The sequence below is a fragment of the Synechococcus sp. CS-197 genome (genome assembly GCF_025128215.1).
In the GTDB taxonomy this organism is placed as follows: Bacteria; Cyanobacteriota; Cyanobacteriia; order PCC-6307; family Cyanobiaceae; genus Synechococcus_C.
The window spans coordinates 384,529-397,005 of sequence record NZ_JAHLZC010000021.1 but is presented as its reverse complement, the minus strand read 5'-3'; the positions used below and the strand labels follow the sequence as shown (position 1 = coordinate 397,005).

The following is a 12,477-nucleotide window of genomic DNA, read 5'->3' as shown; positions in this document are numbered from 1 at the left end:
TGATGGGATGGCAGCGATGTGATGAGTTTCGGAGGCCACACGCCACGCAAGCGTTTCGGGCAGCACTGGTTGCGCGATGAACGGGTGCTTGATCGAATTCTTGACGCATCCGACCTTGGAGACGACGATCGTGTCCTGGAGGTTGGTCCAGGGCGTGGAGCACTCACAGAGAGACTTCTCGCCTCTTCAGCTGCTGCGGTGCATGCCGTTGAACTGGATCGTGACCTTGTCGCAGGACTTCAGGATCGGTTTGGTGACTCCCCGCGGTTCTCGCTACGCGAAGGCGATGTGCTTGCGGTGCCGCTGACCCTTCCCGATGGTCAACGCGCCACCAAGGTCGTTGCCAACATTCCGTACAACATCACAGGTCCTCTTCTCGAGCGCCTGATCGGTCGGCTGGATCAGCCCGTTGATCCTCCTTACCAGCGCCTGGTGCTGCTTGTGCAGAAGGAAGTCGCTGAACGGATCCGTGCCCGACCTGGAGCGAGCAGTTTCAGCGCTCTCAGTGTTCGCATGCAATTGCTTGCCAAGTGCAGCAGCGTTTGTCCCGTTCCCCCTCGCTGTTTTCAACCTCCACCAAAAGTGCATTCAGAGGTGATCCGCCTTGATCCCCTCCCCCTGGAACAACGGCCGGATCCAGTCATCTGTCGACGGGTGGAACGTTTGCTCAAGCAAGCTTTCCTGGCGCGCAGGAAAATGTTGCGCAACACTCTCACGGTGTCCCAGCCCCTCAGTGAGCTGGAAACGATCACGCAGCAGGCCGGTATTGATCTACGCCAGCGTCCCCAAGAGGTGGCACCCCATGCCTGGGTGGAGCTCGCCAGGGGTTTGAATCAAGCCGACTCCGCTGCGTCCTCTTTATGACGGCTCCGGTCTGCGTCACTGCACCCGCCAAGATCAATTTGCATCTTGAGGTGCTTGGCCTGCGTGCCGATGGTTTTCACGAGCTGGCCATGGTGATGCAGAGCATCGACCTTCAGGATCAGCTGCATTGCGAAAACACCTCAGACGGAAGCATTTCCCTGCGGTGTGATGCTTCTGAACTCAGTTGTGGTGAAGACAACCTGATTGTCCGCGCTGCCCGATTGCTCAGGGAACGGTCAGGTTTCAGTGAACTGGGAGCACGGATGCATCTGAAAAAGCACATTCCAATCGGTGCAGGACTGGCGGGTGGTTCCAGCGATGGAGCGGCGGCTCTTGTGGCACTCAATGAGCTCTGGGGGTTGAGCCTGGATGCAAGCCAACTGGAGCGTTTTGCTGCTGAGCTGGGCTCTGATATGCCGTTTTGCGTTGCCGGTGGGACACAACTGTGCTTTGGACGCGGTGAACGACTGGAACCTCTGCCGCCTTTGGAGGCTCAGCTAGGGATTCTTCTTGTGAAAGATCCCGACGTGAGTGTGTCGACTCCCTGGGCGTACAGCGAGTGCCGCCGCCAACGTGGCAGCACCTATCTCCAAGATGAAGCTGCATTTGAAGCACGTCGTGAAGCGCTCAGGGCGGCGCAGTGGCTGCATCCCCTCGGTGGGGAGGCGCCGCCATTGCGCAACGATCTCCAAACCGTGGTGGAGCCCCTCACGCCCTCTGTGCGCGATGCGTTGCAGTGTCTTGCGTCCTTACCAAACTGCCTTCAGGCGGCGATGAGCGGTTCGGGGCCCAGTTGTTTTGCGCTGTTTCACAACCGGGGTGAGGCGGATCGTGCCAAGGACCAGGTGCAGACCCAATTGGATCAGTTGGGTTTACGCAGTTGGAGTTGCTCGTTGATCCCCCACGGGGTCAAGCTGATGGCATGACCGAGCGCCAGCCGGCCGAACAGGCCCAATCGTCCATCAACAACAGTTCTGAGTCGGTGGTTGAACCCGGACCCCGCAAGGGGCCATTGAGTTTTCTCTCTGGGTCACTCACCAGTCTCCTGCTGGCCTGGCTCAGCCTTGGTCTCAGCAAGGGGATGGTGGCTTATTTCGCGGCCCATCCCCCCTCGTTCAGCAATGCCATCGCCCAGAGCATTGCTTCAGCGTTGAAGACCTTGTTCACGGGAATGTGTTTTCTGGCCACGTTCAGTTTCGCGTTCATCGGCCTTGGCCTTTTCCTGGTGTTTCTTCGCAGTCTTTTCACAAGACCCGATGGTGACGCTGCCTAGCGTCGGTGGAGAACAGGTCTTTCGATGACCCTTCACGATCTTGGTCAGCTGATTCTGCTGCTGTCTCCCGGCTTGCTTTTGTCCGTGCTCCTGCTGACCACTTTCGCGGCCGGAGGGTGAAGTTGCCTGGATTGAGATAGCTTGGCCGCTGACGCCGGCATGGCCGGGATTGCAGCAACGCCGTGGCAGGGACGCTTCTCTTCAATGCACTTCGTGAAGCCATCGATGAAGAAATGGCTCGGGATCCCCATGTGTGTGTGATGGGTGAGGACGTCGGCCAGTACGGCGGCTCCTACAAGGTCACCAAGGATCTTTACGAGAAGTACGGCGAACTCCGGGTGTTGGACACCCCAATCGCTGAAAACAGTTTCACGGGCATGGCCGTCGGAGCAGCCATGACGGGTCTTCGGCCGATTGTTGAAGGCATGAACATGGGGTTTCTGCTCCTCGCCTTCAATCAGATCTCCAACAACATGGGGATGCTGCGCTACACCAGTGGAGGCAATTTCACGATCCCCACAGTGGTTCGCGGGCCCGGTGGTGTGGGTCGCCAGCTTGGAGCCGAACACAGCCAGCGTCTTGAGGCTTACTTCCACGCTGTGCCAGGCATCAAGATCGTGGCTTGCAGCACCCCGACCAACGCCAAGGGGTTGATGAAAGCCGCGATCCGCGACAACAACCCCGTGCTGTTTTTTGAGCACGTGCTCCTCTACAACCTCAGCGAGGAGCTCCCAGCAGGCGATTACACCTGCGCCCTTGATCAGGCCGACCTCGTGAAGGAAGGGAGCGACGTCACGATTCTCACCTACTCACGCATGCGCCACCATTGCCTCAAGGCTGTGGAACAGCTTGATGCCGATGGGATCAATGCGGAACTGATTGATCTGATCAGCCTCAAGCCCTTCGACATGGAGACGATCGCCCGGTCGATTCGCAAGACCCATCGCGTGATCGTGGTGGAGGAGTGCATGAAGACCGGCGGTATCGGAGCCGAGTTGATCGCACTGATCACCGAGCACTGTTTCGATGATCTCGACGCCAGGCCGATTCGCCTGTCGAGCCAAGACATCCCAACGCCATACAACGGCAATCTCGAGAACCTCACGATCATTCAGCCCCATCAGATCGTTGAGGCAGCCCAGACCATCGTTCGTCAGGGGCTCTGATCGATGGCCCGCCAACAGGGCTGGTTTGCCCTCATTCTCGCGCTGACGATCGCGGCAGCGTCTGTTCTGACCAGCTTCCCTCTGCAACTCGGTCTTGATTTGCGCGGCGGCAGCCAACTCACTCTGGAAGTGCAACCCGCTGGGGCGATCACTGCGATCAAGCCTGAACAACTGGATGCGGTGAAGCTTGTGCTGGAGCGTCGCGTCAACGGCTTGGGTGTGGCTGAATCCACCCTGCAAACCGTCGGGGACGACCAGTTGCTTCTGCAGTTGCCGGGAGTGACCGATCCAAGCCGTGCTGCCCGTGTTCTCGGCAGCACGGCGCTGCTTGAGTTCAGGGCGCAGAAACCTGGCACTGAAGAAGAGATGCGCAGCCTTCTGCAGCTCCGCGCCCAGCTCAGGAGTGTGTTGGCTGCCAAGGCTGAGTCATCCGAAACCGATGACGCTTCCATCGATTCCGAAGAACTGGCCAAGGTTCAAGAGGCCCTTGGCCTTGACGGAAGCGCCAGCAGTGAAAAGGAGCAGTTGGAGCAGCTGCTCGAGCGCACCAATGCTGAGATCGTCGATCGTTTTGAACCTGCGGCTCTCACAGGCAAAGATCTGGTTACAGCAGGGCGTCAGCAACGCCAGAACTCGACCGGATGGGAGGTCACCTTGGGGTTCAATGCTGAAGGCGGAGATCGCTTCGCCAAGCTCACCCAATCCATTGCCGGAACCGATCGACTCCTTGGCATCGTTCTCGATGGACGTCCGATCAGTGAAGCCAGTGTGGGGCCTGAGTTCAAGGCCGCTGGAATCGCTGGTGGAGCCGCCACAATCACTGGCAATTTCACTGCTGAGGAAGCCAGAGACCTCGAAGTTCAGCTTCGCGGTGGTTCCTTGCCGCTGCCTGTGGAGATCCTTGAGGTCCGCACCATTGGCCCCACCCTTGGTGCCGAAAACGTACGGCGCAGCCTGATCGCTGCCTTGTCAGGTCTTCTCCTGGTCGGTGTGTTCATGGTGGTGACCTATCGCCTTGCCGGCCTTGTGGCCGTGATGGCTCTCGGCCTTTACGCCCTGTTCAACCTGGCGGCCTATGCCCTCATCCCAGTCACACTCACGCTTCCGGGGATCGCGGGGTTCATCCTCAGCATCGGCATGGCGGTGGACGCCAACGTTTTGATTTTTGAGCGAATCAAGGACGAGTTGCGGCGAGGCAACACGTTGATCCGTTCCATCGATAACGGCTTCAAAGAGGCCGTTTCGTCGATCCTCGATGGTCACATCACAACCTTGATTAGTTGTGGGGCGCTGTTTTTTCTTGGCACTGGCCTGGTGAAAGGTTTTGCGGCCACCCTCGGCATCGGTGTTGTTCTCAGCCTGTTCACGGCCCTCACCTGCACGCGCACCCTTCTGCGTTTCCTGATGAGTTATCAGGGTCTGCGTAAACCCACTAATTTTCTGCCCGCCGGGCAACTTCCGACGTCTGCCGCCTGAGCCATGGCCAATTCCAACCTCAATCCGGATCGTTCTCTTCGCCTGCCACTCACGAGTCGCAGGCGGCAGGTTTGGTGGATCTCAGTGCTGGTGGTTCTGTTGAGCGTGTCTGGCATTGCCCTGAGCTGGACCAACCCCCAGATCCGTTCCCCCCTCAAACCTGGGCTTGATTTCACTGGTGGGACCAAGATTCAGTTGGAGCGCCGCTGTGCGGATGCCTGTCCTGATCTGAGCGTCAGCTCCATCAACAACACGCTGACCTCCCTTCAGCTGCCTGTGGAACCGGGCCGTCGGGCTCCCAATCTGGACACTGCAAGGGTTCAGCTTCTTGATCGTGGCCAGTCGGTTGTTCTGCGCATGCCAGCTTTAACGGCATCCCAGGGTCAGGCGGTGATCCAGGCTCTTGAACCCGTTGCCGGGCCCCTTGAAGCTGGAGGCCAATCGGTCGACACGATTGGACCCAGTCTGGGCGTTCAGTTGCTGCGCAGCAGCTTGATTTCGCTTCTGGTTGCTTTTACAGGGATTGCTCTTTACATCACAATCCGCTACGACCGCCGCTTTGCGTTTTTGGCCCTTGTGGCACTCGCTCACGACATTGTGATTGTTTGCGGCGTCTTCGCTTGGCTTGGACTGCTCACGGGGCTTGAGGTTGACAGTCTGTTTGCTGTTGCTCTGCTAACGATTGCGGGCTATTCGGTGAATGACACCGTGGTGGTGTTCGATCGCATTCGCGAACGTCAGCGAGAGGACGGTGATCTTCCTTTGACGGTGCAAGTGGACCGTGCTGTATCCGCAACGCTGACGCGCACGCTGTACACCAGTGGAACCACCTTGCTGCCTCTCATTGCTCTGATTCTTTTTGGGGGGTCAACCCTCTATTGGTTCGCGGTCGCCCTGGCTCTCGGTGTTGTGGTGGGTAGCTGGTCCAGCATCGCCTTGGCCCCGTCGCTGCTGAGCCTCTGGCCCTCGCGTAGCGGTGCCCAGGCCAGTGCCTGAGGTGACAAAAGGCCAGCGAGAGCCGTCTCAGCAGTGGGTTCCACTGTTACTCCTGATCCTGGCTTTCCTCGATCTACGGATCGAACTCCGGCTGCTTCTGGATCACATCACGTTGACAGCCCTGATCTACACCATTCGACAGCACACGCTTGCGGTGGTTGTGCTCATGCTTCAACCATCTCTCTGGTTCCATTATCGACGCACCCGAATCCAACATCGATCTGTCGAATAATCGCGCTGGACTCACCTCACCGCGCGAACGATTGCTCGAAAAAATTAGTATCTGAATTGCTTGTAGGTTTTTATTTCTAAAGAATCTTTCTGAGAGGCATCAATTACTTCGTCTCGATCAATGGCCAGTTCGACACAATTGAATCGACGGTAATCTTCGACAAATGTGCATGTTCTCCTTGGCTCTTTGTTGGTGACTACATCAACATCTTCAATGATCTTTGTTTTGGGAATCTTGCCGCCATCGCTGGCAGATGTTAAACCTTGGGCCGGTTCGCTGCTCTGTTGGAATGAGCAGAGTTCTTTGGCTAGGTCGTTGTCAGCTGAGTCGAGGCATTCGGCATAGTCCGCTTCGATGCGCGCGCGACGGCGCTCATCGGCAAGCATTTCCAATTTGAGCCGCTCCTGCTTGCTCAGAGGGACGGACCGGCGGGTCCGTTGTGTCGTTCTCACGACGATGTCTCCACCCTCCATAATCCAGCGTTCGGATTCGGCCTGGGCAGCTTCCTTGGAGGGATAGTCAGGGAGGACTGTCTCAGCGTCAGGCCCGGATGTTGAGCGTCGGGCGTTGGCGTAGAAGAGACCGGCGTAGAGGAGGAGTCCAATCACGGCACTTCCCGCCACTGTCGCGAATACAACGAGGGAGGAGGGCCTCTCCAACACTTGAGCCTGAATGAAGCGGAAAGCTAGCAGTTCAGTGCGGATAACTCACCCGTCTGCCGTTAAGCAGTGAATTTGCTCCCCCTAGGGTGGTTTCAGACAGAACGGAGGGACAGCCATGACTCTTGATCTCGAGGCCAAGAAAACGCTGCTACGCAAAATTCCCCATGGACTCTTCATTTGCGGAGTTGCCGAGGGAGATGTGGTGAATGGATTCACGGCGAGCTGGGTCACCCAGGGGTCCTTTGAGCCACCCCTCGTGGTGATGGCTGTCAAAGCAGACAGCACCAGCAACGGAATGATTCAGCGCACAGGCCGTTTTTCACTCAACGTGCTCGCCAGCGACCAGAAGGATCTGGCTGCTGTGTTCTTCAAGCCCCAGGCAGCCGTGGGTGGCCGCTTTGAAGCAGCACCTTATGAGCTTGGGCCTCTTGGCTTACCGATCCTCAACGATGGCTTAGGGGGCGTGGAGTGTGAGCTGGTTGGCCAGCTCGCCCATGGTGATCACACAGTGTTCATTGGGGAAGTGAAGTCTTCAGTGCTGCATCGCGATGCCCCTGCTCTTGAACTGGGACCAACGGGATGGCAATACGGCGGTTGATCGTGGTTCCGCGAACGTCTCCATAGCCCTCTTAAACGAACTCTCCGCAATCAACCCGAGAGGCGTCCCCGCAGCACTGGAGCTGCGGGGAGCACACGTTTCTAAGTCCAGCGATCCATGATTCGCTGAACCACGACCTGCTGCATGCCCACTTGAAGCACAACAACGAGAGGGAGTGCGAGTAACACCCCAGGAAGACCCAGCAACGCGCCCAGGCTGAGCTGGGACGTAAGCGCCACCGTTGGCAACAGATTCACCGTTCGGCGCAGAAGCAGGGGTGTGAGCAGGAAGGCTTCGAGGTTCTGAATCACCAACCGCAGGACGAGCACCTGCACCATCAGTGCTGGGGAGATCAGCAGAGCGATCCCCAGGGGGAGCAAGGTGGCAGCGGTCGGACCGATCGTGGGAACGAAGGTGAGCACACCGCAGAGCAAGGCGCTGAGCAGAGCCAATGGCACCTTCAGTGCTGCTAGACCGGCCCAGGTCAGAAGAAACACGGCGGTCGCCGACAGGGTCATGCCTGCCAGCCAACCTCCGAGAGCGGCCCTGCAGGAATTGAGCACTTCAGCCATTGCGGCCCTTGCGGGCCTCGGTGTTGCAGCGATCAGCATGCCCCGATGGGCCTGGGGATCGAGTGCAAGGAGAACTGCAAGCAGGCTCATCAGCAGAACCTGGATGACACCATTGGCCGCTCCTCCGGCGAATCCCAGCAGCTGGGATCCCACAGGTTGAACTTTGTCCCAACTGATCTGGTCAGGAATGGTTTGATTCAGTTCCGCCAGTTGAGGCTGGCTGGCCAGAATCGTGCGAATTTTGCCAAGAAGGCTTGGCAGAAGAGATGTGAGCTGTCCGAACTGCGTGATCAGCTCTGGAAGAAGCAGGCGGATGACCACCAGTCCACCAACCATCAGCGCCAGCACCACAACCAGGAGTGCCAAGGGGCGCTGGATCTTGAAGCGTTTGATCAGCCCGTGCACTGGGACGTCCAGGGCGACGGCCAGAACCACAGCACCGAAGAGGACCAACAGAACCCAGCGCAACTGCCAGACCAGCAGGGCCAGCACCACCAGGGTGAGGGCTGCCAGAAGGTTACGGGGACTCATGCGTTAACCCGTCGCTTTTTCCAGGGGTCGAGAAGGTCGTGAATCACGATTTCACGGATCAGCACCTGCAGTACAACGGCAAGCGGCAGCGCCATCAGAAGCCCCAGGGGGCCGAACAGCACGGTGAAGATGAATTGAGCTGTGAGTGTGAGACCAGGCAGGAGATTCACCTGGTGCTGCATCACTGATGGGGTGATCACATAGCTTTCAACGTTCTGAATCACCACGTAGAGCACCAGAACAGCAAGTGCTTTCCAAGGGGCATCCACCAGGGCAACAGACATTGGAAACACCGTGCTGAGTGTGGGGCCCACGTTGGGAATCACATTCAGCAGCCCTGCCAGGAGTGCATTCGCCACAACCAATTTCACGCCGAGCAGCGTCAGTCCGATGCCAGCAAGCACGGCAACGCAGAAGGAGCTGATCAACACGCCGATCATCCAGCTGCTGAGGGCATCGCCGCACTGGAGAAGAATGGTTCTTGCTCTGCGTCGATAGAACGAAGGCACCAGCTGAATACCCACCTCGCGGTACGCCATTGGCTGGATGCTCACCATCAGAGTCACGGCGAACACGAACAACAGCTGAACAAGACCGTTGCCGAGGTTGCCTGCCAATCCGAGCAATCCCTTCAGACTCCCGGACACACCAGAAGCGAGCGCGGAGCCGCTTGGGAGCGCTGAGAGGCCATTGGAGAGATCCGATGGGGTGATCGCCGGCTGTGTGTTCTGGCCGTAAACAAGCATTGAAGCCGAACTGATCCATCCGGTGATGATCTGCTGCAGTTCCCTGGCGGCAGTGGGGAGTTGGATCAGGAGCTGCTGAAACTGGCTGAAAAACGGAGGAAGAATCACGGCCACGGCGATGGCCACCACCGACGCCAACCCGAGCAAGCACACCAGAAGCGCCAGAGGCCTGGGCAAGGTCCAGCGCTCACGCAGAGCCCCCACCAACGTGCAGAGAGCCATTGCCAGCACAACACCCGCGAACAGGTGAATCAGGACGTCGCGAAGGCTCCAGAGCAGTAGCCCGGAAATCAGCAATGCTGCAAACCCGAGCCAGTGCTGAAATTTCACCCTTCAGACGCTTCGTCGGCACCCTCATTGTTACCCGAGTTATTGGAATAACCCAGTCCTTTGGTTTCGGCATAGCGTTCAGCAAAACGCATGAAGCGTTCAAAATCCTGCTCTGTTTTCCAGGTGTAGGTGGCCTCCAGAGCTGAGGGCTTGCCGTTCACGAACTTGCCATTGACCTCACGGGTCACCAATTCACCTTCCTCATCCACCATCCACATTCCGGCGATATTGCCCAACGTTTCCGGAGCCAGTGCCTCAGGCTGCTCAAAAATGAATGTGGCCTGGCCGGTCCGTCCATCACGGCTGCGGGTGAGTCGAATATCAGGTACGACGGGTTCATCTGTACCGCGGAAAAACTGAATCGCTGCCTTGTCGCCGTCTGCCATGGATCGATCGTCCGCGCAAGACGCGATCTTAAGAGCAGACCATGGCTCTCACGATGCCTTCTTCAACCAGAAGTTTGGCTGCTCCTTTGGGATCCACTCCCTCCAGGTCAATGGTTCTCAAGGCTGGCTTGCGTTCCAGCTCTCGGTCGTAGCAGCTGTCGTAGTACGCGAGCATCGCCATGCAGGCATCGCTCCAGCGCTGTTGGTCGATCGCCAAAAGGGCCTCCCGGGTGCGCTGAGGTCCAAGGCGTCGCTGGATTCGTTCAGTCGCCTCCCGCAGTGCGGTTGCGTCGTGCACGGCGTACACATCCACGAGACGATCCACCCGCTCCTGATCACTACGGCGGATCTCAAGAACAGGGGCCATCTGCATCTGCTGAAACAGGGCCCTGGGAATTCTGCAGCGGCCCACCTGAGAACTTTCGGCTTCGAGCCAGATTTCCGAGGCTCGCCGGCGCGCATGCTCTTCAAGGATCTCTGCCAGTCGATTCTCGTAATGCTCCGTGCTTGGTTGCTCAGGCAGACCGAGATTGCCGAAGCTGCTACCTCGGTGATGGGCCAGTCCTTCGAGGTCCACCACGGCCACGTTCAGGCTCTCCAGCTCCAGAAGCAGATCCGTCTTGCCGGTGCCTGTCCGTCCTCCAAGCACCATGAGGGGCCAAGGACTCTCAAAGCTCTGCAGCACCCACTGCCGGTAGCGCTTGTATCCGCCTTCCAGTAAGGACACCGGATGATCACGCAGGCCCGCCAGCCAGGCCATGCTGTTGGAGCGCATCCCGCCGCGCCAGCAGTAGAGGCGCAACGGTTGTGCCTCGCCACCAGCGGTCTGCGTGAGGGTCTCCGAGAGATCAGCAAGGCGTGGGCCGCAAAGGGCCAATCCGAGTTGAATGGCGGCATGGCGACCCTGCTGCTTGTAGGTCAGGCCAACGTCATGGCGCTGCTCGTCTGTGAAAAGTGGAATGTTGATGGCGCCTGGCCAATGTCCCTGACGGAACTCTTGAGGGGTGCGAACGTCAACCAGCGGACCTGCCGCTGCTCGGAATGTCTCGACACTGGCTGCGGTCGTGATGCCCATGCCTGACATAGTGGGCCAACGCCGACCCTGTCGAGCCGGCAGGACGACATGCTCTCCGGAAGAACTCCAGCTCAAGATCTCAGCATCGACAAGCTCCTCGAACGCCTCGCTAGCGGGTCAGCCCGGCAGCGGCGCACCACAGCGGTTGCCTTGGAGAAAGCAGCCGATGCCCTGGCTTCTGTTGGATCTGAAGCTCTGAAGCCTTATCAAGCCAGTGGTGACGATTGGGCCGCCGGGTGGATTCTGCAGGTTTTGCGCCGACATCAGCCCGACGCTTTGGCTCAGATTCCGGGCATTTCTGCGGGTGGCTGGTTCGAGACGCCATCAGCGCGAGGCATTGATTACAGCGCCATGCAGCAGGCGTTGCTGGACGAGGACTTCGAAGAGGCTGATCGTTTGACCAGCTGTGTGCTGCGTGAGTTGGCCGGAGAGCAGGCCGTGAAGCGCGGTTACGTGTATTTCAGCGAGGTCCCCCCCATGGAGGGAGTCGATCTGTGCACGTTGGATCGTCTCTGGGTCGCCTACTCGCAGGGTCGTTTCGGATTCACTGTTCAAGCACGACTCCTGAAGGCTTTGGACGGTCGCTACGACAGGCTCTGGCCTCGGATCGGCTGGAAAATCGATGGCGCCTGGACCCGTTATCCAGGTGCATTCCAATGGTCCATGGAGGCACCGGAAGGGCACATGCCCTTGGTCAATCAACTCCGTGGTGTGCGGTTGATGGACGCGCTGCTGTCCCATCCAGGTCTTCAGCCAAGGGGATGAACCCCTGGGAGTTCACGGGAGCGCTTGTGTTTGGCAGGGCCGACTCCCCTCGTTATGGTCGAAGCAGGATGGTTCAGTCCGAATGCTCAGCCGCTATCGACCCATCTTTCGGTGGGCTGATTTCATCCTCCCCTCCACGCTGCAGCTGAGTCCTCTTTTGGAGTTGCTGCTTGAACCGGTGGATTGCCAGGAAACCTCCTGCAGGCTTCAGCTTGGGTTGCAAGAAGCGATCGTGAATGCCGTGCGTCATGGCAATGCCGGTGACCCCGGCAAATGTTTGCGCATCCGGCGGATTCTCACTCCCAATTGGTTGATTTGGCAGATTCAAGATGAGGGCAAGGGTTTGCCTGGTTCTGCACGGCTCGCTTGTTTGCCTGAACAGCTCGATGCCAACCATGGACGTGGCTTGTTCTTGATGCATCAATGTTTTGATGACATTCGCTGGAGCTCGCGGGGCAATCGCGTGCAGCTGGCCTGTCGCCGTCCAGGACAGCCTGCAGGAACGCTCAGCGATGGGGGCAACCAGGATCTTTCAGTTCTCGTCTGATCCATCCCAACGCTTGCTCGGTCATCGCTTCCACATCGCGCTTCTCACCATCCTGTAGAAGCTGGGTGAGTGCTGCTGCAAGAAGCTCGGCTCCCCGACGATCCGCATTGGACTTGAGCTTGTGCCACTCCCGATCCCCAATAGTCAGCGATTGATGCAACGCTTTGGCTTGCTCCACCGCACCGTCAGGCCAGAGATTCACAGTCACGCCGATATCTACGCGAACCCTTTCTAATCTGAATGAACAACGCATAACGA

15 protein-coding genes are annotated in these 12,477 nt (G+C 58.4%); 9 read left to right on the top strand and 6 right to left on the bottom strand.

The genetic code is table 11. The features are described 5' to 3' along the window. Window positions 1-21: 21 nt before the first annotated feature. The 6 genes from rsmA to secF all read left to right on the top strand — a co-directional run bounded on the left by rsmA (window position 22) and on the right by secF (window position 5,775). Window positions 22-864, top strand: a complete 843-nt coding sequence (gene rsmA, locus KQ296_RS12495) for a 16S rRNA (adenine(1518)-N(6)/adenine(1519)-N(6))-dimethyltransferase RsmA (protein ID WP_011933270.1) — start codon at window positions 22-24, stop codon at window positions 862-864. After that, a complete protein-coding gene (ispE, locus tag KQ296_RS12490) occupies window positions 861-1,790 on the top strand; it encodes a 4-(cytidine 5'-diphospho)-2-C-methyl-D-erythritol kinase (RefSeq protein ID WP_011933269.1) in 930 nt (309 codons plus the stop codon). The genes rsmA and ispE overlap by 4 nt, the downstream gene beginning before the upstream one ends. Then, on the top strand, window positions 1,787-2,137 hold the full coding sequence (locus KQ296_RS12485; RefSeq protein WP_011933268.1) for a DUF3082 domain-containing protein: 351 nt from the start codon (window positions 1,787-1,789) through the stop codon (window positions 2,135-2,137). Before ispE ends, KQ296_RS12485 begins: the two co-directional genes overlap by 4 nt. A gap of 182 nt (window positions 2,138-2,319) precedes the next feature. Next, window positions 2,320-3,303 (top strand): pyruvate dehydrogenase complex E1 component subunit beta, encoded by a 984-nt coding sequence (locus KQ296_RS12480; protein WP_011933267.1) that lies wholly within the window; start codon window positions 2,320-2,322, stop codon window positions 3,301-3,303. Between the two features lie 3 nt (window positions 3,304-3,306). Further along, the gene (gene secD, locus KQ296_RS12475) at window positions 3,307-4,779 is read left to right on the top strand and encodes a protein translocase subunit SecD (protein WP_011933266.1); all 1,473 of its coding nucleotides are present in this window, start codon (window positions 3,307-3,309) and stop codon (window positions 4,777-4,779) included. Window positions 4,780-4,782: 3 nt separating this feature from the next. Then, the gene (secF, locus tag KQ296_RS12470; protein WP_011933265.1) at window positions 4,783-5,775 is read left to right on the top strand and encodes a protein translocase subunit SecF; all 993 of its coding nucleotides are present in this window, start codon (window positions 4,783-4,785) and stop codon (window positions 5,773-5,775) included. A gap of 276 nt (window positions 5,776-6,051) precedes the next feature. Here secF and KQ296_RS12460 read toward each other — a convergent pair whose 3' ends face one another. After that, a complete protein-coding gene (locus KQ296_RS12460; protein WP_259726514.1) occupies window positions 6,052-6,615 on the bottom strand; it encodes a hypothetical protein in 564 nt (187 codons plus the stop codon). Window positions 6,616-6,784: 169 nt separating this feature from the next. On the opposite strand from KQ296_RS12460, the gene KQ296_RS12455 reads away from it, so the two are divergent. Next, window positions 6,785-7,267, top strand: a complete 483-nt coding sequence (locus tag KQ296_RS12455; protein WP_011933262.1) for a flavin reductase family protein — start codon at window positions 6,785-6,787, stop codon at window positions 7,265-7,267. 101 nt (window positions 7,268-7,368) lie between these two features. On the opposite strand, the gene KQ296_RS12450 is transcribed toward KQ296_RS12455, so the two are convergent. Genes KQ296_RS12450 through mnmH form a run of 4 tightly spaced genes read right to left on the bottom strand, consistent with a single transcriptional unit; the run spans window position 7,369 to window position 10,916 of the window. Continuing rightward, a complete protein-coding gene (locus tag KQ296_RS12450) occupies window positions 7,369-8,370 on the bottom strand; it encodes an AI-2E family transporter (protein WP_011933261.1) in 1,002 nt (333 codons plus the stop codon). Then, complete coding sequence (locus KQ296_RS12445; RefSeq protein ID WP_011933260.1) at window positions 8,367-9,446, bottom strand: AI-2E family transporter; 1,080 nt, start codon at window positions 9,444-9,446, stop codon at window positions 8,367-8,369. Before KQ296_RS12445 ends, KQ296_RS12450 begins: the two co-directional genes overlap by 4 nt. Continuing rightward, complete coding sequence (gene psb28, locus KQ296_RS12440; protein ID WP_011933259.1) at window positions 9,443-9,832, bottom strand: photosystem II reaction center protein Psb28; 390 nt, start codon at window positions 9,830-9,832, stop codon at window positions 9,443-9,445. Before psb28 ends, KQ296_RS12445 begins: the two co-directional genes overlap by 4 nt. Before the next feature lie 28 nt (window positions 9,833-9,860). Further along, complete coding sequence (mnmH, locus tag KQ296_RS12435; protein WP_011933258.1) at window positions 9,861-10,916, bottom strand: tRNA 2-selenouridine(34) synthase MnmH; 1,056 nt, start codon at window positions 10,914-10,916, stop codon at window positions 9,861-9,863. Window positions 10,917-10,955: 39 nt separating this feature from the next. Here mnmH and KQ296_RS12430 point away from each other — a divergent pair, with 39 nt between their 5' ends. Then, window positions 10,956-11,672 (top strand): GUN4 domain-containing protein, encoded by a 717-nt coding sequence (locus KQ296_RS12430; protein ID WP_011933257.1) that lies wholly within the window; start codon window positions 10,956-10,958, stop codon window positions 11,670-11,672. Between the two features lie 82 nt (window positions 11,673-11,754). Continuing rightward, window positions 11,755-12,219, top strand: coding sequence for an ATP-binding protein (locus KQ296_RS12425; RefSeq protein WP_011933256.1), 465 nt, complete (start codon window positions 11,755-11,757; stop codon window positions 12,217-12,219). Here KQ296_RS12425 and KQ296_RS12420 read toward each other — a convergent pair. Further along, window positions 12,179-12,472, bottom strand: coding sequence for a DUF6439 family protein (locus KQ296_RS12420; protein WP_011933255.1), 294 nt, complete (start codon window positions 12,470-12,472; stop codon window positions 12,179-12,181). The two genes, KQ296_RS12425 and KQ296_RS12420, sit on opposite strands and share 41 nt — an antisense overlap. Between the last annotated feature and the right edge of the window lie 5 nt (window positions 12,473-12,477).